Source organism: Staphylococcus simiae, assembly GCF_017357005.1.
GTDB classification, from domain to species: Bacteria; Bacillota; Bacilli; order Staphylococcales; family Staphylococcaceae; genus Staphylococcus; species Staphylococcus simiae_A.
The window spans coordinates 1,779,586-1,802,914 of sequence record NZ_CP071589.1; the positions used below are offsets into that span (position 1 = coordinate 1,779,586).

Below are 23,329 nucleotides of genomic sequence, written 5' to 3' on the forward strand. Positions count from 1 at the left end.
AACTAAATATTTGTTAAAACTATAAACATAACTTAAATTTTGAGGTGACAAAATGACATATTTGTATATCTTTATAGGTGGCGCTATAGGTGCATTACTTCGCTTTAGTTTATCTATTTTGAACCATGGCTCTACATTCCCAATAGGTACACTAGTAGCTAATTTAATCGGTGCTTTGTTGATGGGTCTAATTACGGCGATTTCAATAAAATTATTTAATAATCATCCAACACTTAAAAAAGCAATTACTACCGGTCTATTGGGTGCATTAACCACTTTTTCAACCTTTCAAGTTGAACTAGTTCAAATGATGGCGCAGCAACAATTTTTACTCTGTCTATGTTATGCATTAACAAGTTATATTTTCGGTATTTTACTTTGTTATTGTGGCATGAAGATTGGAGGCAAAATTAAATGTTAAATATTATATATATATTAATTGGTGGTGGACTAGGTGCGGTCGCAAGGGCTGCCATAACTGATTATTGGAATACCCATCATCAATCTTCATTACCAATAGCAACTTTGATAGTTAACCTTATCGGTAGTATCATTATTGGTATATTATTAGGATTATCAATTCATAATCCTCTTATGTCAAATTTAATTATTACAGGCTTTTTAGGTGGATTAACAACATTTTCTACTCTATCAAAAGAGCTAGTTGAAATGTTAACAACTAAATTTAATATATCGCACTTCGTTACTTATTCCTTACTACAATTCGTAGTAGGCTTTATCGCTTGCTATATTGGTTACCATATTTAAACATACTTCAATTACATCGTTTTATGTTGATTAATAAATACAATTTAGTAGCGTTATAATAGTCGTTTACTACATTGTTAATCAATTCAATCATCATAATAAAGACTTCATTCAACATGGATACACAGTTGTATCAGCTGAATGAAGTCTTTTTTTCATTTATATTTATTCACCCTTCAAATATTTTTGGGTCAGGACCTATTCTTTGATCTTTGTTTAAATTATCAATTTGTGTCATTTCATCATTAGTTAATTCGAAATCAAAAACATTAATATTTTCAATAATACGATTAGGTGTCACTGATTTAGGGATAGTTACTATACCATGCTGTACATTCCATCTAATAATGATTTGAGCTGCTGATTGTCGATGTCTTTGAGCAATTTGTTGAATCGTATCGTCACATAATATTTGAGCATTCATCAATGGTGACCAAGATTCCATTACTATATGTTGCGCTTCTAAATAATGTCTTAATTTATGTTGATTTAAATAAGGATGACATTCCACTTGATTAATCACTGGCTTAAATGAAACTTGCGCAAGTAAAGCTTCTAAATGTTCTGTCTCAAAATTACTGACACCTATATTTTTCAACTGACTATTTTTATATAAATCTTCCATACCTTTCCAAGTATTTATCATTACTGCTTCGTTCGTTCCTGGCCAATGCATTAAATATAAATCTAAATAATCTAAACCTAAGCGATCTAAACTTGCTTGGTATGCTGGCTGTACATTCTCTCTACCAAAATCTTCAAAATACAATTTTGAAGTAATAAATAAATCTTCTCTTTTTAAGCCTGTTGATTCTAAAGCTAGACGTATCCCTTCTCCGACTTTTTCTTCGTTACCATATACTTTTGCTGTATCAATACTACGATATCCCTCTTCAATGGCAAATTTAACTGCTTCTTTACAATCATCATTATTTTCAACTCGAAACGTACCTAAACCAACTTGAGGAATGCTATTACCATTGTAAAATTTTTTATATTGCATTATTGTCGCCTCACTTTTATCTATTTATGCCTATCATAACAAAGCTAGCACTGAAGTGTTAGCTCAAAATAAAAAAACTGAGATAATGACATTATTTAGTCACTATCTCAGTGTTGTTATTAATTAAATGATTCAATTTTATCCATAATATTTTGTAAATCATCAACGTTATATTGAATACGACCGTGGAAAACAAACTTATTAAAGAATTCATCAAGTTGTTCTTTCCCTACTAATACTTTAACAGTAGCATTTTGGTTGTAATTTGAAATTGTAACGTCGCCATCATTCTTAGGGTTAAAATATAATATAGATGTTGGTGTATATTTTGTACCTAATTCTTTTTGTAAATCTTCAGCTAATTGTTTAATTGACTCAAGTTTATCTGAATAATTAACAAATGATAATGATTTTTGGTCATCATTTTGATCCATAATAATAGTCTGTGGTCTAGATGAATCTAAATCTAATGTATTAAATACTTGTTCCATCGGAGGTAAATCTTTAAATTGACCACCACTAATACCATTATAGACATGACCTTTTAATAATTGTGAATCAATAATATATAGACCCGTACGAGTTAATACTAAATGACTGATACGTTCAATATCATTGAATTTGTTACTTGGTAAAAAGATATTTGCCATAATATGCATATCTTCAGGTCTAATACGCTTTTCTTTAACTAATCTTTCACGTATACCAATTAGTCTCATATCAGTAACATATTCACTATGATTTTTAGAGAATAATTTTAACGCATCAATTTCACGGTCTTTCGTACTGACCATTTCATTATAATCTTCTTGTTGTTTTGTTATTGTTTTCTTATTTTCAATACGTTCTTTTTCTAGTTGTTCTTCGTGAGTCTTTTTAATATTTTGTTCTTTTTGCTCATATTTTTCTTCAGTTTGTCGTTTAACTTTCTTTTTACTACCTAATGCTACTAAATAAAGTACAAAGAAAATCAAAGCAATAACAACTGCAGCAATTAATCCAATAACAATTGGTGAAGAGAAATCCATCACAATAACGCTCCTTTTCAAATGTGTCAATATGATAATTATAAAGGATAAAGTAAAGATTTTCGATACATAATATCATTATATACCGAAAATCTTATATATTTTATCTCATTATTTATTATTGTTGTACTGCATCTTTAAGTTCGTTAACTTTATCTAATTTTTCCCATGGTAATAAAACATCAGTACGTCCAAAATGGCCATATGCTGCAGTTTGTTTATAGATAGGTTGTTTTAAATCTAACATCTTAATGATGCCAGCCGGTCTTAAATCAAAATGTTTTCTAACTGCTTCAACTAATTGTCCTTCTGACACTTTACCAGTTCCAAAAGTATCAATTGCAATAGAAACAGGCTCAGCAACACCAATTGCATATGCTAGTTGAACTTCACATTGAGCTGCTAGTCCAGCTGCAACAATATTTTTAGCAACATAACGTGCAGCATAAGCAGCTGAACGGTCTACTTTTGTTGGATCCTTACCACTGAAACAACCACCACCATGACGTGCATAACCACCGTATGTATCTACGATAATTTTACGCCCTGTTAATCCAGCATCACCTTGTGGTCCACCAATTACAAAACGACCAGTTGGGTTGATATAAAATTTAGTTTGCTCATCTAATAAATTCTCAGGTACAGTTGGATAAATAACTTGTGTTTTAATATCTTGTTGAATTTGTTCTAATGTCACATCTTCTGAATGTTGAGTTGACACAACAATTGTATCGATACGCACTGGATGATCTTGTTCGTCGTATTCAACAGTCACTTGAACTTTACCATCAGGACGTAAATAATCTAGTATATGGTCTTTTCTAACATCAGATAAACGTTTTGCTAATTTATGTGATAAATCAATAGCTAAAGGCATATAAGAATCTGTTTCATTTGTAGCAAATCCAAACATTAATCCTTGGTCACCCGCACCTGTTGCTTCAATTTCTTCTTCTGAATTATTATCACGATATTCTAATGCTTGATCTACACCTTGTGCGATATCTGGTGATTGTTCATCGATTGCCGTTAAAATTGCCATTGTTTCATAATCGTAGCCATATTTAGCTCTAGTGTAACCAATGTCTTTAATTGTTTCTCTTACTACTTTTGGAATATCTACATAAGTCGTTGTAGATATTTCTCCAGCTATTAAAGCCATACCTGTAGTTACTGTTGTTTCACATGCCACTCGTGCATTTGGATCATCTTTCAATATCGCATCTAATATAGCATCTGACACTTGATCAGCTATTTTATCTGGATGTCCTTCTGTTACTGACTCTGAAGTAAATAATCGTTTGTTATATAACATAATTTGCTCCTTTTATTTTAAATTACGACAATTCTCTTGTATGAGCTAATTAAAAAGGCCTTCTAACTATTTACATAGAGAGAAGGCCTAATACGTCCATTCGCTCTTATCGTTCAGACCTATATGTCTGCAAACGGTTTGGCACCTTTCTTTTATAAAAAAGAGGTTGCTGGGTTTCATTGGGTCCATGTCCCTCCACCACTCAGGATAAGAGAATCCGTTAAGAATAATAGTACCGAATTACAGAATTAATGTCAATTTTTGGTATAAAAATTTACTATAAAATATTGTAGATTAATTATTTCAATGTGTTATACTATTTAAATGTAAAGGCTTACATTTAAATTATCGCTTTGGAGGGATTTAGGATGTCAGTAGATAGTTACACTGAATCAACTAAAATAGACAACTTATTAAAGAAACCATCTTCACTTTTCCAACTTTCAACAACGCAATTGTATAATAAAATACTGGACAATGATGAAGGTGTACTCACAGAATTAGGCGCTGTTAATGCTAGCACAGGTAAATATACTGGTCGCTCACCTAAAGACAAATTTATTGTCACAGAACCTTCTTATAGAGATAACATTGATTGGGGAACTATTAATCAACCCATTGATGAAGAAACATTCTTAAGTTTATACCATAAAGTGTTAGATTATTTAGATCAAAAAGATGAACTGTATGTCTTTAATGGATACGCAGGTAGTGACAAAGATACCATGTTAAAACTAACAGTCATTAATGAACTGGCTTGGCATAATTTATTTGCTAAAAATATGTTCATTAGACCTGAATCTAAAGAAGAAGCATCAAAAATAAAACCCAATTTCACAATTGTTTCAGCACCACATTTTAAAGCTGATCCAAAAGTTGACGGTACAAATTCAGAGACGTTCGTTATTATTTCTTTCAAACATAAAGTGATTCTAATTGGTGGTACTGAATATGCCGGAGAAATGAAAAAAGGTATCTTCTCTGTTATGAATTATTTATTACCAATGCAAGACATTATGAGCATGCATTGTTCAGCAAATGTCGGAGAAAAAGGCGATGTTGCTTTATTCTTCGGTTTATCAGGTACAGGTAAAACGACTTTATCTGCAGATCCTAAACGTAAATTAATTGGTGATGATGAACACGGTTGGAACAAAAACGGTGTCTTCAATATCGAAGGTGGATGTTACGCTAAAGCTATTCACTTATCAAAGGAAAAAGAACCACAAATTTATAATGCTATTAAATACGGTACAATATTAGAAAATACTGTTGTAGCAGAGGATGGCAGTGTCAATTTCGATGACAATCGTTATACCGAAAATACACGTGCTGCTTATCCAATTAATCATATTGATAATATTGTCGTACCTTCAAAAGCAGCTCATCCTAATACTATTATTTTCTTAACTGCTGATGCATTTGGAGTAATCCCTCCAATTTCTAAATTAAATAAAAAGCAAGCTATGTACCATTTCTTAAGTGGCTTCACATCTAAGTTAGCTGGTACTGAACGTGGTGTTACTGAACCAGAACCTTCCTTCTCAACTTGTTTTGGTGCACCATTCTTACCATTACATCCAACAGTTTATGCAGATTTATTAGGAGAATTGATTGATCAACATGATGTAGATGTTTACTTAGTTAATACAGGATGGACTGGCGGAAAATACGGAGTTGGTCGTCGTATTAGTCTACACTATACACGTCAAATGGTTAACCAAGCTATTTCTGGCAAATTAAAACATGCAGAATATACTAAAGATAGTACATTTGGATTAAGCATTCCCGTTGAAATTGAAGATGTACCAAAAACAATCTTAAATCCTATTAATGCATGGAGTGATCCTGACAAATATAAAGCTCAAGCTCAAGATTTAATTCAACGTTTCGAAAATAATTTTGAAAAGTTTGGGAAAGAAGTAGAACATATTGCTTCTCAAGGTGGCTTTAACAAATAACACCTTATCGTCATAAACAATTCGAAGTAATATAACAGACAACAAGCCAAGATTTTCAGTTGAAAATCTTGGCTTATTCATATTCAAAATATAAAAATCGGACTAATAGAAAATAACTAAAACTTTCTATCGGTCGATTTATTATAAAGTCAATTATTTTACTATTTAACGATTCGTAAGTTGATGTGTTTCGACTTTAGTCATAAATGATTTGATATAACTTAATGCTTCTTTTAATGCTGGCGGTCTCGGTACATGTCCTTCATCTTCTTGATAAAAAGTATCATATGTTACTCCTTTAAGAGAGAGTTGTTGCTCTAAGTAATAAGCCTGATGTATCCCAACTTGTTGATCTTTCTCACCATGAACGATTAAAATTGGAGGACTTTGACGATTAAGTAAATGTATAGCATCACGAGCTTCATATTGTACTTTATCTTTTTGAGGATGTCCCACCATTCTTCTTAACATCCCTCTTAAATCTATACGTTCTTCATACATTAAATTAATATCTGATACGCCACCCCAAATAATGTAACTACTCACAGGTAACTCTTGAAAAGTCAATAACCCCTGCAATCCTCCTCTAGAAAATCCTATCATATGGATAAATGCATCTGGATATTTACTATGTAATAAGCGTATGAGTACTGTAACATCATTGAGATCACCACGATAAAATTCATCTTTGCCTTCACTACCATTATTCCCTCTATAGTACGGGCCTATCACTAATGTATCTTTATCTGCAAATTGCATTAGACGCGCTGCTCTAACTCGACCAACTTGACCTTTTCCACCACGTAAATAGACAACAATTCTTTTAATCTCAGTCAACGGTGTCATCATTAATGCTTTGACTTTTAAGTGATCTACAACATAAGTAACTTCATCAAATTGATGATCGAATGATGTCACTGGCATACGTTTAACTTTGATAAAATCCAAGTGCAATCACCCTTTCTAAGCACGTTAATATCGTTTCGTCTTGCAATAAGTAACTTTGTTGCTCCTTACTAATGTCGTTAATATTGTTAAATAATACTGGTCCTGTTGTTTCCATATAGTCATATTTTTCATTAATTTCATTTACATCAATAAAATAGACATCTTTTATAAATGTCTCATCTTCTACAGTTGCAATATGATATTGAGCAATATAATGAAGTGCTTTAACAGTAGCACCTGTTTCTTCATAGAGTTCTCTTTTGACTGCATCTTCACTCGTTTCAAAATCTTCCCTTTTACCACCAGGAAATTCAATACCACGTATTTTATGGTTAGTGAAAAGTAATTGATCATTATAAACTGGAATAGCAAGGACATGATTACCATCTGCCTCATTGATATCTGTCTTATAAGTTAATTCAACTAGTCGCTGATCCTTATCCCAAAACTTCATGGTCATCACATCCTTTCAATATATGTTAAACTGTTGATACATTATTTTCAGTTGGGGGCACTACTATGAAAAAAATATTTTTAGCGCTGATTCATTTTTATCAACGCTTTATTTCGCCACTCACTCCACCTACTTGTCGTTTTTATCCGACATGTTCAGAGTATACTAGAGAAGCCATTCAATATCATGGTGCGTTTAAAGGCTTATATTTAGGCATCAGACGCATATTGAAATGTCATCCTTTACACAAAGGTGGCTTTGATCCAGTTCCATTAAAAAAAGATAAATCGAAACATTCACATCATAACCACGATTAATATGGTTGTAGTCGTGTAATATCAATTTTAGGAGGATGAAATTCAATAGATCCTCCTTTTAATATGCCTGATCCCTCAACAACATCCTGTTTAAAATAATATCCTGTAGGTGTAACATCTCCAGGATAATCTCCATCTTTAGCTAACATGGCTGTAAAATATCTACTCAAACCATATTCATACATACCTCCAATAACCACTTTAACATTTAACTGATGTAGAACTTTAATGATTTGTTGAACTTTATCTATACCACCTAGTCGAAATGGTTTAACTACGACTACATTGATTGGATAACTTGCGACCAATGCTTTAATTTGTTCAATATGACGTGCCTTTTCATCAATAGCAATTGGTGGTAAATCTCGTTGGTCCATATGTTTAAGTTGAGCAATATTTTTAAATGGTTCTTCAATATACAATACTTTATCTTTCAGTTTTAATAACGTCGTAACGTCCGCTGCTGTCAAAGATTCATTAGCATCAACCGCAAGTTGGAATTGAAAATCCAACTGCTTAAGTGTCTCAATATCTTCTAATAGCGCTGGTGACCACTTTAATTTGATTCGTTGCGGTTTTGTTTGTGTCAATTGTTGTAGTTGTAATTTTGTTAATCCACTTACCGTCGCTCCATACGCGACATTAAATTGAGTTAGTTGATGATATTTTTGATACAACGCCATAACGACAGTACTTCTTGCAGCAGGCGCATGTTCTAAAATTTTTAACGTTGCCAACCATGCTTCATACGTTGCGATATGCTGCGACTGAACTGTTGCAAACCAACGTTCAATATCCTTTTTAACAGATTGAATCGTTTCATCATCATACCAGTTTGTTGCGAAAGCATTACACTCTCCAAAGTATGCATGTCCTTCTTCATCAACAAGTTCAATAAATAGACATTGTCGTTGTTCTAACTTTATTTTAGGCGTTATAATTGGTGACTTAAACGGTTCCTCATATAAATAAAAGTTGACATGATTAATTTTCATCATTTACTCCATGCTGTTGTGTCAATTTATTACGTTGTAACTTTCCAGTAGATGTATACGGTAAAGTTGTAACTCTTGCAAAATATTTTGGCACTTTATATTTTGCTAACTTTTGATTAAAAAATGCTGTCAAATCATCTTCTGATATGTCATTTTTAGCTACATAGTATAATTTAGGAACTTGTCCCCAAGTATCATCTGCTACTGGTATACAAACAGCGTCTTCAATATAATCCATCTGTTTCGCTACTGTTTCAATTTGGTATGGATAAATATTTTCTCCTCCACTAATAATTAAATCTTTGCGTCTATCATAAATCATAACGTAGCCATCTTTATCAATTTCTGCAATATCCCCGGTTTTAAAATAACCATCTTCAAAGGTATCGGTTATATCTTGAGGATACAGATAGCCTTGCATCACATTATCCCCTTTAATCAATAATTCACCATGTCCTTGTGCATTAGGATGACTAATTGCCACTTTAACATTATCACTAGGTTTACCCACTGTATCAAAACGTTGACGTAACATATTAGGAGTGGCTGTTAGAAATTGCGAACACGTTTCAGTCATACCGAAAGAATTATAGATGGGAAGTTGATAGCTTAATGCTTGTTGTATTAATGGCTGAGATAACTTTGCACCACCTAATAAAATCTTTTGTAGTGAATACGGCTTAGTTAATCCTTTATCCATCAACCATTTTAATGTTTGTGGCACAAGAGACACATGTGTGATTTGTTCTGAACAAATAATATGTAACACTTGGTCGGTTTCAAATTTTCCAACAATTCTTACTGTAAAACCTTCAATCACAGCTCTTAACAACACACTCAATCCTGAAATATGGTATATCGGCAATACGGATAACCATTTGGTATATTGATCATAACCTAAACTGTCCTTACATCCTTTGGCACTAGCTAAATGATTCGCAAAAGTTTGTGGTACTGCTTTTTGTGGACCTGTAGTACCAGATGTAAACATGATGGATGCTATACGCTGTAATTCAAAATCAGTCACTGTATAAGATTGAGATTGTAAATCATTTAAATCATTCAATGAAAAAATGTTAAACTTCTCAATATTTAAAGGTATTGTTATTAATATCGTCGAAATATCTACTGACATCATTTGTTTTATGATCTCTTCTTTAGTTAATCGTGTATTAATCATGGCAATTTCTACACCAGCTAACCAGCAAGCATGAATTAACACTACAGACTCAATTGAATTATTGATATAAAGACCTATACGTTGCTGTTGTAGTGTCTTTATCTTAAAAGATAGCGCTAGTGCTTGTTGATACAGCTGTTGATATGTCAATTGTTGACTACCATCTGTTACTGCAACGTGCTGTGCTCTTTTTATTGCTTGTTGCTTTATCCAAAAATCCATTATCTATTCCTCCAAATTTATATACATATCAATTATAACTATTTTAATGCGTCAGCGCAGGAGTTGTGTTTGAAAGACAACTTTTTTGCCCATATTCATCAAAATTTAAAAATAACAAACACTCCTACTTTGAAACATCTACATAAAGAGGAGTGTTTGGATAATTTATTGACTACTTTTGTGCACTTAATCTTAAAGTTAATCTATCATTCTGTTGTGTCGATTTACTTGCTTCAGCTACATCTTGTTGTTGTGTTAAATAGTCACGAGTAGTTCCTGACATGGCACTGAGATGAAAGACCTCATCATCTAAATTTTCAATTAAATAAATATAGTATATATCTTTACCACTTTTCAATTTTAGCGTATGCCATATCGACTGCTTAGCTGACAACACATCAGCCGATACTTTTTTGATAAATAAGTAGCGTTTACTACCAATTTTATTTATAAAAAATGGTACTGACTGCTGACTTTCAGTAACATCATTCGTTACTTTTGCTATATTGTCACTATTAAAAACAATTTTAGCAAAAGGTTTATTATGTTGTTCAATAATAAAAGATTGATTAATAAATTTATCTTTGTTTGAGCATCCATAAATGCCTAAAGTCATTAATAGTATTCCTACTATAACCACAATTTTACAATTAGAGTTTTTTAAGATCATCATGAGTCACCTCTAGTTTAAATATATTTTATATTATAACAAAATTATTTGTTTAGAGGATTAAACGTTTTAATCTACTTTCTTACAATATTAAATTGTGAAAATTTGAGTTTTATAACTAGTATAAATTTTCTTTGTTATTTTTTTAAAAATTAAAGTATTGTTACAACTAATTTGGTATTATAAGAATATGTATACATAATATTAATGGGTTTTCCAATAATTTGTTTGTTACTTTTACTATTTGTAATTTCATAACAGTCATACCACGTATTTATCATGTTACTAAATAAAATTATTATTTTAAAATGACAGCATCAATTAATATTACTATTTGTCATTGTGGTCATAATACGTTTAATATTTTTCATTAATAGTCATTTACAAATATAAAGTTTTCATGCAAAGAATTGTTAAAACATGAGGAGATGACCAGATGGACGATAAGTTTAAAAATGAAGAAGAAAAAAGACAATGGGAACAATTCCAAGAATACCAACGTCAGCAACAAGAACAACAACGCCAGCAAGAACAGCAACAATTCCAAGCATTTCAACGTCAACAGCAAGAACAACAATATCATTCTAGGATGCAAGATAAACAAGGTAATTCTAAAAAGTGGTGGTTCATTGGTTGTGGCGGCTGTTTAGGATTAATTATCATTGTAGGTATTATCATTGCTATTGCTACAACTATGCTCATGCCTAATCAAGACCATTCTACTAGCAACACAAAAGGTAAAACTTATAAAGTTGGCGATACAGTTAAAAATGGTAATTTAGAAATTAAATTAAATTCCGTACAGACAATGGATCAAGTTGGGTCATCCATTGCACCAACTAAAGCAAAAGGAACATTTGTAGTTGCAGATTTAAAAATTAAAAATAAAGGTCAAGAATCTTTAACTATTGATAGTTCAATGTTTAAATTGAAGTCTGGTGATAAAAGTTTAGAACCTGATGCAGGTGCATCCGTTACAGCAAACCAAGGTGAAGATGGCTCTATCACAAATTCATTCTTTTTAGAACAACTCAATCCAGATAGTACCGTTGAAGGTAAGGTTGTCTTTGATGTGTCAGAAAGTGTTGCCAAATCAAAAGATAAAAAATTAGTTATCAATTCAAGCATGATCAGTACTAAAAGTGTTACTTTTGATTTATCGAATATTAAAATAGATAAATCTGAGAAAGACGACGATGATTCTGATAGTAATGACAATGACGATAATGGCGCTTCTGGTGAAGCTGCAAGCGATAATTCTGGTTCAAGTTCAACTTCTTCAGCAAGTAATGCTACAAGTAGTAATCATAGCTCTTCTTCATCAAACAATGAATCTGATGAAGATACATCAGAAAGTAAAGCAGACTCCAGTGCAGACAAACCTACTGAAACTAAACCAGTAACTCCAGCAGCACCTTCTAAAGCAGAGCAACCTGCTCCAAAAGCAACAACACCTTCAAACTCTGATTCAGGTAGTAGCGAATCAGAATAAGGTGAAATAATGATAATATGAATAATTCATATATGTCGTTCACTGACACATATTATACTAATGTGACTACAAGCATAAAATGATCACTAAACAGTTAATGTGAAGTATATTATCAATTCTAGCTAACATTGATTTAATAATGTCATTTCATTTATTAAATAGGATAAATAAAAGCCATCACAGTAAATAATGTTTTCTGTGATGGTTATTTTAACTTTTTAAATTGTATAATATGAACTAACAAACAACATCGTTCACTTTTCTATTTATGTTAAATTAGTACTAAATAAAAATAAAGATTAGGTGGTTTACTATGTCTATTGTTTCAATTATTTTAGTTATCTTAGTAGCAATTGAATTTCTATATATCATGTATTTAGAAACATTTGCTACATCTTCTACCAAAACGAGTAAAACTTTTAACATTGCTACACAAAAATTAAAAGATGAACACATCAATGTTCTACTCAAAAATCAAGGTGTGTATAATGGTTTAATTAGTTTATTGCTAATTTACAGTGTCTTTTTTACTAGTCATCCAAAAGAAATATGTATTCCAATTTTAATTTATACTATAGTTGTAGCAATTTATGGTGGCATCTCTAGTAATATAAGTATTTTATTGAAACAAGGAACATTACCCATATTGGCATTATTATCAATGTTGTTTTAGATTTAAAATTAATCAAAATCAACCCGTATACACAGGTGATTTTGATTTTTTTATGTATTACTTGTCTTCAATATTTAGGCGCAAAGACTATGTGATACTTACAATTCCATTTTGTATGTGTAAAACCGTTTGTGTCAGATGACATTATATAGTATCTCCTCGTGTTGTTTAATTTGGTTGGCTGACCAATATGTATTCTAGCACGTAGAGATGATTTTTTTGTGACAACGGTAGAATCTTTTCTGAATCATATATATAGCGTATAGTTTTCTTAATACAATAAATAAAAAGAAGCTAATCATGCAAAAATGATTAACTTCTTTTTCAAGTATTTAAATATCCAGATTACTCACTTGAAAATAATCTAGTCCTCGTTCGCCACGTATTCATTTAAATTCACGCATGGTCGTTGACTTATTTATATTATAATATTTTTATTTAATTTTACAAGTCTAATATCTAAAGTTTGCATTTCTCTCTGCTCAATTTTTTCCATTTTTATTAATTTAAGTTTATCTAATTCATCGTCTAATTTTTAACTATCTTCTACTCTTGGTTGATCTAATTTAAAGTTAAAATCTTCTCCTATTTTATTAGCATCAAGATTTTGGACTTTAAACTGGTTAACAAACGCATGTTCTAATAATATATTGTCTACATATCAATGAATTATTTATACATTCTCATCGTAATAGAACATATAAAATATTGTTTGGAATTTAACAAACTCTGTTTCAAAAGTTTATATCAATAAAATTAGCTATTATTTATAAAAGTCGACGTACATAAACAGTCAAAAATGTGTATTATTAAAGTATCATTTTCCTGTATAGATTATAAGATTAGAATTTACAAAGGATACTTATTTTAATAATACTATTAATTTTTAAATGGGCGCATGGGCGAACAACTTGTTAAAAATTAGTTGAAATTGTCCATAGATTGACCAAAATTTTCAAAACAAACTTAAACAAATTTATAACAAAAGCTAAAAAGACTGGAGTTATTAAAAATCTCCAGTCTTTTATTACTATGTTGCATTTTTTCACATAATCCATAGTCAAACTATGTGAGCTATTAGTAAGCCATGTATTGTTTTTTTTAGTCCGCGCACAGTCGCTTACTTATAAATTAATTATAAAATAATTTTTTTATATTAAAACATTGAACTTCCTTTGCTACACTTTTGTTTTTAATTAAAGTATTCGAAGATAGTGAAAATAGTCTTGTAAAAAAATCCAAACGATTTATTTAGTGACTAAATTCAAATTTCTTGTGACCAAAATTAAATAATTAAAAACATTTGTAGTCACAATGTGCCTTTTTATTTCAAAATGAATCAAAATATTAGAAAGTGATTTTTCATTAAAATAACTACAAACATTGATATAACAATATTTATTCAAAATGAAAATAGCGCTTAAAATGGATTTAAACCATTCTAAGCGCCTTTACGGAGAGTGAGGGATTCGAACCCTCGAGACGCTTGTGGCGCCTACACACTTTCCAGGCGTGCTCCTTCGGCCAGCTCGGACAACTCTCCATAGTAATATTATAAAACAAAAAACAGAAGCGATATTTCACTTCTGTTTATATGACTCCTACGGGACTCGAACCCGTGTTACCGCCGTGAAAGGGCGGTGTCTTAACCGCTTGACCAAGGAGCCATGGCTCCACAGGTAGGACTCGAACCTACGACCGATCGGTTAACAGCCGATAGCTCTACCACTGAGCTACTGTGGAATAATAAAATTTAAATGGAGCGGGTGATGGGAATCGAACCCACAACATCAGCTTGGAAGGCTGAGGTTTTGCCATTAAACTACACCCGCTAATGTAATACGATTATGGGGCGGTTGAAGGGGATCGAACCCTCGAATGTCGGAACCACAATCCGATGTGTTAACCACTTCACCACAACCGCCAAGACATAAAAAATGGTTCAGGACAGAGTCGAACTGCCGACACATGGAGCTTCAATCCATTGCTCTACCAACTGAGCTACTGAACCTTAACAATAATGGCGGTCTCGACGGGAATCGAACCCGCGATCTCCTGCGTGACAGGCAGGCGTGTTAACCGCTACACTACGAGACCTATTAAACTTATGTATTGCGGGAGGCGGATTTGAACCACCGACCTTCGGGTTATGAGCCCGACGAGCTACCGAACTGCTCCATCCCGCGATAATATTATTTTGAACTACTAATTTAATATACCATAATAAAATGTTTAAAGTCAACAATTATTTGTATTTTTTTAATCAGTAATTCTTTAGTGAATACTACATCGCAATAAACTGTGCTCTGTTGAACACAAATATTAGTATATTAACTTTTGACTGACTCGTCAACTTAATTTTAAAATTAAAATGTGTAAAAAAACGCTTCTTCTTCCATTTTATAATATAAGTGTTTAAATAACGTAAAATATAATGATAGACATACTCGTAATGTCATGTTTAGCATCTCAAAATATTTTCCATTACTGTATGTCCATCAAATTTATCTTGTCATATAACCTTGCATACGATCTTGTAGTGTTGTAAATGTTTTAAATCCATCTTGTTCTAAAAAGTGACCGCCCTCTTCTACTATACGCAAGTTACCTTCTAACGCATTCATTAGTCGTTGAGTTTCTTTATATGAGACATATTTATCGTTTTTAGAACTTAAACCATAAAAATGATCGACTTTAGCTTTAATGTTATCATAATCAATTGTGACATCTCGTAAATCAACATTTAAATCTATATCCTCTGCATCCTCTTTGAATCCAGCAATACTAAAAAATCCTTCAATATGATGATCCAATAATTCTATATATTTTAAAGATGTAATAGACCCAAGACCATGTGTAACAAAATATGTATCTTGTTTAGTAATATGAATTTGTTTCTTCATTTCTTCTACCCATTGATTAACAGTTTTATTAGCTGCCGATTCACAATTAAACAACGTAACATTATAACCTTCAAGTGTTAAATTATGTTGCAACCACTGGTACCAATGATTATGACTATCCCCATACATTGAATGTACTATAATTACATCTGTCATGAAAATCTCTCCAATCATAAACTAATATATTTTAACAAATAAGTACCTAATTTCTTCTACCAAACATTATTTATGACATATTAAAAATTGTTGAATTTAAGCATATATTAAACACCTAAATTATTTCTTTATTACAATAGCTTAAAAAAGACGGTTCTCTACCAAATTGGACTGGTACATATTTAATTTTTAAATTATTCACTTTTTATTTATCAGTCCTGAAAAAAAGAGAAGCAAAAAGACTTGTTTCTTTACTATCATAAAATATTTAAAAAACACTTTAAAGTGAAATGGCTATGAGTTTCTAACCATTTAATTTCACTTTAAAGTGTCCCCTAACTTTATATTTCTTGTAATAACTCTTCAACTGCTTCTTTCCCTTGTTTAATACAATCAGGTAAGCCTACCGCTTCAAATGAAGCACCAGTCACACGCAGTCTAGGATATGTGTTTCTTATATGTTGCTGAATTTGACGAATTTGTTGGATATGTCCTACATGATATTGTGGCATACTTTTTGGAAGTCGATTGACTATAGTGAAGTCTGGATCTCCTTTAAATGTCATCATCTTACTCAAATCACGACGTACGATAGAAACGATTTCTTCGTCACTGTGATCTTCTACAACAGTATCTCCCGGTTTACCAATATAGGCACGTATTAATACTTTACCTTCTGGTGTAGTAAACGGCCATTTTTTCGAAGTCCAAGTACATGCAGTAATATCTGTATCGCTTGTTCTCGCAATAACAAACCCTGTGCCATCATAAGTATTTTCTATATTTTGCTCGTCAAATGCTAATACTACAGTCGCAACTGATGTACTATCCATCGTTTTAAAGTAATCGAAGGCTGGATCTTGTCCAAACCATTGTAAAAATACTTGATGTGGTGTTGTTACAAGGACACCATCATATTGTTCAGTGTAATCACCGCAAACAATATCATAATGCTGTTGCGTAGAAACAATATCATCAACTGCTGTTTGATATTTGATATTTACACCTTTACGTTTAATATCTTGTTCTAACGCTTCAATAAATGAACTTAAACCATGTCTAAATTGTTTAAATTGTCCTTTAGGCGCTCCAGGATATAGTTGTCGTTGTTTAATTCGTTGTTGTTTTTCATATTTCATCCCTTTTATCAAGCTACCAAACGTTTGCTCTTTATCCTTAAAATTAGGAAAAGTACTCATTAAACTTAAATCATCAATATTAGTACCGTAAATACCACCCATCAAAGGTTCAATTAAGTGTTCTAGCACTTCATCGCCTAATCTTTCTCTAAAAAATTGCCCTACTGATATATCTCCATCATGCATTTCCAAAGGTTTCTTAATTAAATCTAACCCAGCTCTTAATTTACCAAGCGGTGATATAAGTTTGGTAGTTAAAAATGGCTTAATATCTGTTGGAATTCCCATAATAGAGCCACCAGGGATAGGATAAAGTTTATTTTTAGCAAAAATATATGACTGTCCTGTTGTATTAGTTATAATATCTTGTTCTAATCCAATATCTTTTGCTAAATCTGTCATAATTGTTTTGCGACCTAAATATGATTCTGGACCTAATTCAATCATATAACCATCTTGTCGATAAGACTGTATCTTACCTCCAGGTCTGTTTGAGCTTTCATAAATGGTAACATCAATACTTGGATCTTGTTGTTTTAAATAATACGCACTTGCTAAGCCGGTGATGCCTGCCCCAATAATGGCTATTTTTCTAGTCACAACATTTCACGCTTCCTTTATTATTATATGATTGATTTAATTTCATCAACGATAGCACCAATAAATAATGGATGAGTATTAGGCATTTCTGGACGATAATAGTTTGCGCCGATATCATCACATACAACTTTACATTCATAATCATTATCATAAAGTACTTCTAAGTGTTCACACACAAAGCCAACTGGTGTATAAATAAAGTTTTTATATCCATGTTGTTCAAATAAGTTACGAGTTAAATCTTGAACATCTGGTCCTAACCATGGTGTTCCAGTGTTACCTTCAGATTGCCAGCCAGTAGCCACATGTGTAATATTTGATTGTTGTTGAATAATACGCGCAGTATCTTCTAATTCCTGTGGATAAGGATCGTTATTTCTCTCTATCAAACCTTTAGGTAAACTATGCGCTGATACGACAAGTACCGTGTCGTCATATTCTTCTTGAGGTATTTCTGCTAGCGTTTCATTTACTTTTTCAGTCCAATATTGGATAAATTTAGGTTGATGATAGTAATGTTTAACATGTTTAAGTTTAATACCATATTTTGCAGCTTCCTCATCAGCTCTTTGGTCATATGAACCTACTGAAAAACTAGAATAATGCGGTGCTAATACAACTGTTATAGCCTCTTCAATACCATCTTTATGCATTTGTTCTACCGCTTCTTCAATATATGGAGAAATATGTTTTAATCCTAAATATAATGAAAATTCAATGTCGGAATATGCATCATTTAATGCATTTAATAAAGCATCAGCTTGTCTATCTGTAGTCCCAGCTAAAGGTGATAATCCACCAATAAATTGATATCTATCTTTTAAATCTTGTAATTCTTCTTCAGTTGGACGTTTACCATGTCTGATATCAGTATAGTATGGTTCTATATCACTTTCTTTATAAGGTGTACCATAAGCCATAACTAATAATCCCATTTTTTTAGTCATTGATAAAACCTTCCTTTAATTGAAATATGTTGCTTTAGCACAATATAATTACCGTACTATTTTTGAGTATAATTGTGTACAAATTCGCTCACACGTCTTAATGTTTCCGGCTGTACTTCTGGGAATACACCATGACCTAAATTAAAAATATGTTTACCATACGTCATACCTTGATCTAAAATAGGTTTCAATCTTTCTTCGATGACATCCCAAGGTGCTAATAACAGAGAAGGATCTAAATTACCTTGAAGGGTTTTTGATATGCCTAGTTGTTGTGCTTCTTTAATCGATGTGCGCCAATCAAGCCCTAAAACATCAATTGGTAAATCATTCCATTCATTAATTAAATGGCTTGCGCCAACACCAAATAAAATGACTGGTACATCATATTGAGCTTTAATCTCACTAATTAAACGTTCCATTTTAGGTTTAATGTAGTATCTATAATCTTGAACATTAAGTGCACCAACCCATGAGTCGAATATTTGAATTAACTCTGCTCCAGCTTCAATCTGAGCGCCCACATAGGCTACTGAAACATTTACTAGATGATCCATTAAACTAAACCATGTTGCTTCATCACGATACATCATTGCTTTTGTAAAATTATAATTTTTTGAAGGGCCACCTTCAATCATATAAGAGGCTAATGTAAATGGCGCTCCTGTAAATCCAATTAATGGTACATTCAATTTTTCTTCAGTTAATAATTTAATTGTATCTAAAACGTAAGGAACATCTCGTTTTGGATCAATTTGTGATAACTTTTCGACATCTTGCACTGTCTTAATTGGATTATGTATAACTGGACCAATACCCGATTTTATTTCTACATCAACGCCAATGGGTTGCAATGGCGTCATAATATCTTTATACAAAATTGCAGCATCTGTGTTGTAATTATCAACTGGTAAATGTGTCACATAAGCACATAATTCAGGTTGATGAGTTATTTCGAATAATGAATATTTTTCTTTCAATTTACGATATTCAGGCTGAGAGCGACCTGCTTGTCTCATAAACCACACTGGTGTATGTGTCGTTTTTTCGCCTTTTATCATTTTTAAAATTGTATCGTTTTTATAATGCACCGAAAGGCCTCCTAATTAAAATCATTCTTATCTATAGTATCACATTGATAAATTATACGTATTTAATACAATCAATTGTCATAAAACCGACATTTAAATTTTTTATCAATTGATTAATCATTCTTATTAGTTTATTAACAGTTATGAATATTTCCATTTTAATTTACTAACAATATCTATTATATAAATATTATTATGACATTAATAGTGGCAATCAAAGCTTTATAATCGTATAATGGATTAAAAAATAAGGGGGCCATCATGATGAAAAAATTATTCACTTCATATGGAACTTACGGATTTTTAAACCAAATTAAATTGAATCACCCTGATCACCATTTGTTTCAATTTTCTACTGCCGATTCATCAGTTATATTTGAAGAAACAACTGGTAAAACTGTACTAACTTCACCTGCTGTTTATGAAGTTATAAAAGAAATTGGTGAATTTAGCGAAGAACATTTTTATTGTGCCATTTTTATCCCAACGACTGAAGATCATAAATACCAATTAGAGAAAAAGTTATATAGTTCTGATGAAGACTTTAAAAACTTTGGTGGTTTTAAAAGTTATCGTCTACTTAGACCATCAAAAGGAACAACTTATAAAATTTACTTTGGCTTTGCAGATAGACAAACATATGAAGACTTTAAAAACTCAGAAACATTTGCCCTTAATTTTTCTAAAGAGGCATTAAGTCATTACTTTGGTTCAAGTGGACAACATTCTAGTTATTTCGAACGTTATTTATTCCCTATTAAAGAATAAATGAATTAAATTATAAAATAGTTGAAGCAGGTAAATTAGCTAACATTTTACCTGCTTTGTTAATGTTTAAATACTTATATAAATTCAGAATTTAATGTTTAGTCTCTCAGTAATGTTTCTTGATATTTTAACTTTTTAATAATACTTCGTATCGTTAACCAACCTACAATGAAGAACACAATGGCTGCATATGCTAATATCCAATGTGTCATTATAAATGTCACACTTAAAATGATGCCTATGACTATCATTAAACGATATAAAAATTGTTCATATCCTTTGATTACTTTTGAATCTGCTACTGGCCAAACTTGTGGCCATAACCCATAAGCTTGTTGTGAATAAAATTGCGCCATTTGTAATAATATCAAGTACATAAACAATGCTCCAATGATAATTGTCACAATCGTATAGGGTAACCAAATCATCAATAGCACTGCAATAATAATTAATCTAAAGATGATATTAAAGGCATCTCTTCCTCTAATAAAACTTCGTTTAAATAAAAATAAATACATTGCATTAGAATTGAACTTCTTCCCTTTAGGAACATTTAATAAAACATCTAAATATTTACGTCTTACGGCAGATTCTTTTAAATGTTTAACATCAGTAAACATATTTACAAATTTATAATAATTCATATGATGTCGTTGCTCTACTGCTATCATTCTTTCCCAAGGATATAAATATTGTGGTTTAACTTTCTTAAGTAACCACTCAATAAACACAGGAATTAATAGTAATACAATTGCAATATACAGTTTTGGTCCTAGTAATAAATAATAACTAATAATAAATGTGACCATTAAGATAATATTAGTAGCTACTAATGAAAAACGTGATTGATAACTTTGCCATCTCAGTCGTAAACCTAAATATGGAAAGAGCAATGCACTGATTATAACAAAAACATAAAATATAACTGCTTTATGATTGATATTATAAAAAAGTGGAAACATAACGACTAACGTGATGATCGATAATAAAATTCTTGAAAAATAGCTATATATTAAACTTATTTTCATATATTTAGTCATATGTTTTTCAAACGGTAGTAAGAATAATTTGTCAGCTTCTTTCAATAAAGGTCTAATGGGAAAAATTGAAATAACACTTAAAATGATCGCAGCAATAAGTGCAAAATTAACATTATCAGGAATATGTTGTAACCATTCTCCATAACCAAAAATGAAGGCGCCTAATAAAATTAATAAAAAGACCATAAAATGGCCATTAAAAATAAATTTATTATAATACATCTTTTCTTTACGTATAGCCTTCAAACGTTTATTAAATAATTCAACAGCAAAGTCACGCATGATGTTGTCCACCTTGTGTTACATGAATATAAATATCATCTAATGTTTGATGATGTAATCCCGTTTGTTGACGTAACTCTTCTAAGTTCCCAATTGCTACAATTTGACCTTCATCCAAGATGATGAAACGATCACAATATCTTTCAGCTGTCGCAAGAATATGTGTACTCATCAATACTGTTCTACCTTCATTTTTCTTTTCTACCATTAAATCTAACATTGATTGAATTCCCAATGGATCTAAACCTAGAAATGGTTCGTCAATAATATACAATTCAGGATTTACAATAAAAGCACAGATAATCATAACCTTTTGTTTCATCCCTTTTGAAAAATGACTTGGGAATATTTTAAGTTCATTGTTTAACCTAAATGTTTCTAATAAAGGTTTAGCGCGTGACATTGCCTCATCATAATCAATATCATAAGCCATTGCCGTCATTTCAATGTGTTCTTCTAATGTCAATTCATCATATATTACCGGTGATTCTGGTATATATGAAAGTTTTCTTCTATATGTTTCAATATCATCATTTATATTTACGTTTGAAATAGCTAATTGGCCTTCCATTGGTGTTAACAGACCAAGCATATGTTTGATTGTGGTACTTTTACCAGCACCATTTAATCCAATCAAACCAACTATTTCTCCAGAATGTAGTTCGAAATTAATATCTTTAATTACAGGGCGTTTACCATAACCTCCTGTAAGATGTTCAACTTTAACTGTCATATTGCACCTCCATGACTTTCATTGTACCAAAAATTGAGAGACTCTCATATTAAATAGCTATGTCTTAATATCGATTTATCTTCGACAATGATATAATAAAATCAAATATTACTTGAATAGGAGTGTCGTATTTATGGCTGAAACAATTTTTAGTAAAATTTTATCTGGTGAGATTCCAAGTTATAAAGTTTATGAGAATGACTATGTTTATGCTTTTTTAGATATTTCGCAAGTGACTAAAGGTCATACTTTATTAATACCTAAGAAACCTTCAGCAAATATTTTTGAAACTGATGAAGAAACAATGAAACATATTGGTGCTGCTCTACCAAAAGTTGCTAACGCAATTAAACAAGCATTCAATCCTGATGGTTTAAATATCATTCAAAATAATGGTGAATTTGCTGATCAATCTGTATTCCATCTACATTTTCATCTAATACCACGATATGAAAATGATATTGATGGTTTCGGTTATAAATGGGAAACACATGAGGAAACAATAGATGATGATGCTAAACAAGAGCTAGCAACTTTAATTCAATCACAATTTGAATAAATATGCTTACCAGCTTAATATTTGGGTATACTATTATTAATCTGAAGTTAAAATATTAATTTCAACTATGACACATTAATATTTA

General features: G+C 31.4%; 22 protein-coding genes, 8 tRNA genes, 1 pseudogene and 1 riboswitch. Of the genes and pseudogenes, 8 read left to right on the forward strand and 23 right to left on the reverse strand.

Translation table 11 applies throughout. The features are described 5' to 3' along the window. The first annotated feature begins 52 nt into the window (after positions 1-52). Together crcB and J3R86_RS08005 are read left to right on the forward strand one after the other, a co-directional pair. Positions 53-421: a fluoride efflux transporter CrcB gene (gene crcB / locus J3R86_RS08000; RefSeq protein ID WP_207516875.1), complete on the forward strand. Its 369-nt coding sequence runs from the start codon at positions 53-55 to the stop codon at positions 419-421. Further along, positions 415-768: a fluoride efflux transporter FluC gene (locus J3R86_RS08005; RefSeq protein WP_207516876.1), complete on the forward strand. Its 354-nt coding sequence runs from the start codon at positions 415-417 to the stop codon at positions 766-768. The genes crcB and J3R86_RS08005 overlap by 7 nt, the downstream gene beginning before the upstream one ends. 169 nt (positions 769-937) lie before the next feature. Here J3R86_RS08005 and J3R86_RS08010 read toward each other — a convergent pair whose 3' ends face one another. The 3 genes from J3R86_RS08010 to metK form a co-directional block, all read right to left on the reverse strand. Then, positions 938-1,771 carry an aldo/keto reductase gene (locus J3R86_RS08010; RefSeq protein ID WP_207516877.1) on the reverse strand — a complete coding sequence of 278 codons (834 nt, stop codon included), beginning with the start codon at positions 1,769-1,771 and terminating at the stop codon, positions 938-940. A 119-nt stretch (positions 1,772-1,890) separates the two neighbouring features. Next, entirely contained in the window at positions 1,891-2,799 is a 909-nt protein-coding gene (locus tag J3R86_RS08015) for an NERD domain-containing protein (protein WP_207516878.1), read from the reverse strand. Between the two features lie 118 nt (positions 2,800-2,917). Beyond that, positions 2,918-4,114 (reverse strand): methionine adenosyltransferase, encoded by a 1,197-nt coding sequence (metK, locus tag J3R86_RS08020; protein ID WP_207516879.1) that lies wholly within the window; start codon positions 4,112-4,114, stop codon positions 2,918-2,920. A 103-nt stretch (positions 4,115-4,217) separates the two neighbouring features. Then, a riboswitch (SAM riboswitch) is annotated at positions 4,218-4,328 on the reverse strand. Positions 4,329-4,482: 154 nt separating this feature from the next. On the opposite strand from metK, the gene pckA reads away from it, so the two are divergent. Beyond that, positions 4,483-6,075 carry a phosphoenolpyruvate carboxykinase (ATP) gene (pckA, locus tag J3R86_RS08025; RefSeq protein WP_207516880.1) on the forward strand — a complete coding sequence of 531 codons (1,593 nt, stop codon included), beginning with the start codon at positions 4,483-4,485 and terminating at the stop codon, positions 6,073-6,075. A gap of 165 nt (positions 6,076-6,240) precedes the next feature. Here the strand turns inward: pckA and J3R86_RS08030 are convergent, their stop codons facing one another. After that, on the reverse strand, positions 6,241-6,999 hold the full coding sequence (locus J3R86_RS08030; RefSeq protein ID WP_207518537.1) for an alpha/beta hydrolase family protein: 759 nt from the start codon (positions 6,997-6,999) through the stop codon (positions 6,241-6,243). 4 nt (positions 7,000-7,003) lie between these two features. Further along, positions 7,004-7,483: an RNA deprotection pyrophosphohydrolase gene (gene ytkD / locus J3R86_RS08035; protein ID WP_207516881.1), complete on the reverse strand. Its 480-nt coding sequence runs from the start codon at positions 7,481-7,483 to the stop codon at positions 7,004-7,006. 59 nt (positions 7,484-7,542) lie between these two features. Here ytkD and yidD point away from each other — a divergent pair, with 59 nt between their 5' ends. Beyond that, entirely contained in the window at positions 7,543-7,794 is a 252-nt protein-coding gene (gene yidD, locus J3R86_RS08040; RefSeq protein ID WP_207516882.1) for a membrane protein insertion efficiency factor YidD, read from the forward strand. Here yidD and menC read toward each other — a convergent pair. The 3 genes from menC to J3R86_RS08055 form a co-directional block, all read right to left on the reverse strand. Continuing rightward, entirely contained in the window at positions 7,791-8,789 is a 999-nt protein-coding gene (gene menC / locus J3R86_RS08045) for an o-succinylbenzoate synthase (protein WP_207516883.1), read from the reverse strand. The two genes, yidD and menC, sit on opposite strands and share 4 nt — an antisense overlap. Next, entirely contained in the window at positions 8,779-10,191 is a 1,413-nt protein-coding gene (gene menE / locus J3R86_RS08050; protein WP_207516884.1) for an o-succinylbenzoate--CoA ligase, read from the reverse strand. The genes menC and menE overlap by 11 nt, the downstream gene beginning before the upstream one ends. Before the next feature lie 172 nt (positions 10,192-10,363). Beyond that, positions 10,364-10,807 (reverse strand): DUF4909 domain-containing protein, encoded by a 444-nt coding sequence (locus J3R86_RS08055; protein WP_207516885.1) that lies wholly within the window; start codon positions 10,805-10,807, stop codon positions 10,364-10,366. Between the two features lie 490 nt (positions 10,808-11,297). On the opposite strand from J3R86_RS08055, the gene J3R86_RS08060 reads away from it, so the two are divergent. Both J3R86_RS08060 and J3R86_RS08065 read left to right on the forward strand, forming a co-directional pair. After that, complete coding sequence (locus J3R86_RS08060) at positions 11,298-12,353, forward strand: DUF4352 domain-containing protein (protein ID WP_207516886.1); 1,056 nt, start codon at positions 11,298-11,300, stop codon at positions 12,351-12,353. Positions 12,354-12,666: 313 nt separating this feature from the next. Continuing rightward, positions 12,667-13,026: a DUF1304 domain-containing protein gene (locus J3R86_RS08065; protein WP_207516887.1), complete on the forward strand. Its 360-nt coding sequence runs from the start codon at positions 12,667-12,669 to the stop codon at positions 13,024-13,026. Positions 13,027-13,096: 70 nt separating this feature from the next. On the opposite strand, the pseudogene J3R86_RS08070 reads toward J3R86_RS08065, so the two are convergent. From J3R86_RS08070 to hemE, 13 genes and pseudogenes are all read right to left on the reverse strand, one after another. Continuing rightward, a pseudogene (locus tag J3R86_RS08070) lies at positions 13,097-13,171 on the reverse strand (IS200/IS605 family transposase); the annotation flags it as partial. Positions 13,172-14,480: 1,309 nt separating this feature from the next. Further along, positions 14,481-14,569, reverse strand: a tRNA-Ser gene (locus J3R86_RS08075). Positions 14,570-14,621: 52 nt separating this feature from the next. Further along, positions 14,622-14,693: transfer RNA gene (locus tag J3R86_RS08080), tRNA-Glu, on the reverse strand. Between the two features lies 1 nt (position 14,694). Then, a tRNA-Asn gene (locus J3R86_RS08085) sits at positions 14,695-14,769 on the reverse strand. A 15-nt stretch (positions 14,770-14,784) separates the two neighbouring features. Continuing rightward, positions 14,785-14,858, reverse strand: a tRNA-Gly gene (locus J3R86_RS08090). Positions 14,859-14,874: 16 nt separating this feature from the next. Continuing rightward, positions 14,875-14,950, reverse strand: a tRNA-His gene (locus J3R86_RS08095). Between the two features lie 14 nt (positions 14,951-14,964). Continuing rightward, a tRNA-Phe gene (locus J3R86_RS08100) sits at positions 14,965-15,037 on the reverse strand. 10 nt (positions 15,038-15,047) lie between these two features. Continuing rightward, positions 15,048-15,123 (reverse strand) — tRNA-Asp (locus tag J3R86_RS08105). Positions 15,124-15,138: 15 nt separating this feature from the next. Beyond that, positions 15,139-15,212 (reverse strand) — tRNA-Met (locus tag J3R86_RS08110). A 318-nt stretch (positions 15,213-15,530) separates the two neighbouring features. Beyond that, positions 15,531-16,085, reverse strand: coding sequence for an RBBP9/YdeN family alpha/beta hydrolase (locus J3R86_RS08115; RefSeq protein ID WP_207516888.1), 555 nt, complete (start codon positions 16,083-16,085; stop codon positions 15,531-15,533). Positions 16,086-16,426: 341 nt separating this feature from the next. Next, positions 16,427-17,824, reverse strand: coding sequence for a protoporphyrinogen oxidase (gene hemY, locus J3R86_RS08120; protein ID WP_207516889.1), 1,398 nt, complete (start codon positions 17,822-17,824; stop codon positions 16,427-16,429). 23 nt (positions 17,825-17,847) lie between these two features. After that, complete coding sequence (gene hemH / locus J3R86_RS08125) at positions 17,848-18,771, reverse strand: ferrochelatase (protein WP_207516890.1); 924 nt, start codon at positions 18,769-18,771, stop codon at positions 17,848-17,850. Positions 18,772-18,827: 56 nt separating this feature from the next. Next, the gene (gene hemE, locus J3R86_RS08130) at positions 18,828-19,862 is read right to left on the reverse strand and encodes a uroporphyrinogen decarboxylase (protein ID WP_207516891.1); all 1,035 of its coding nucleotides are present in this window, start codon (positions 19,860-19,862) and stop codon (positions 18,828-18,830) included. 264 nt (positions 19,863-20,126) lie between these two features. Here hemE and traP point away from each other — a divergent pair, with 264 nt between their 5' ends. Then, positions 20,127-20,630, forward strand: a complete 504-nt coding sequence (traP, locus tag J3R86_RS08135; RefSeq protein ID WP_207516892.1) for a signal transduction protein TRAP — start codon at positions 20,127-20,129, stop codon at positions 20,628-20,630. Positions 20,631-20,728: 98 nt separating this feature from the next. On the opposite strand, the gene ecsB is transcribed toward traP, so the two are convergent. Continuing rightward, the gene (gene ecsB / locus J3R86_RS08140) at positions 20,729-21,952 is read right to left on the reverse strand and encodes an ABC transporter permease EcsB (protein WP_207516893.1); all 1,224 of its coding nucleotides are present in this window, start codon (positions 21,950-21,952) and stop codon (positions 20,729-20,731) included. Next, positions 21,945-22,685, reverse strand: a complete 741-nt coding sequence (ecsA, locus tag J3R86_RS08145) for an ABC transporter ATP-binding protein EcsA (RefSeq protein ID WP_207516894.1) — start codon at positions 22,683-22,685, stop codon at positions 21,945-21,947. The genes ecsB and ecsA overlap by 8 nt, the downstream gene beginning before the upstream one ends. Positions 22,686-22,818: 133 nt before the next feature. Between ecsA and J3R86_RS08150 the strand changes: the two genes are divergently transcribed. Then, positions 22,819-23,244, forward strand: coding sequence for an HIT family protein (locus J3R86_RS08150; RefSeq protein WP_207516895.1), 426 nt, complete (start codon positions 22,819-22,821; stop codon positions 23,242-23,244). Positions 23,245-23,329 lie beyond the last annotated feature (85 nt).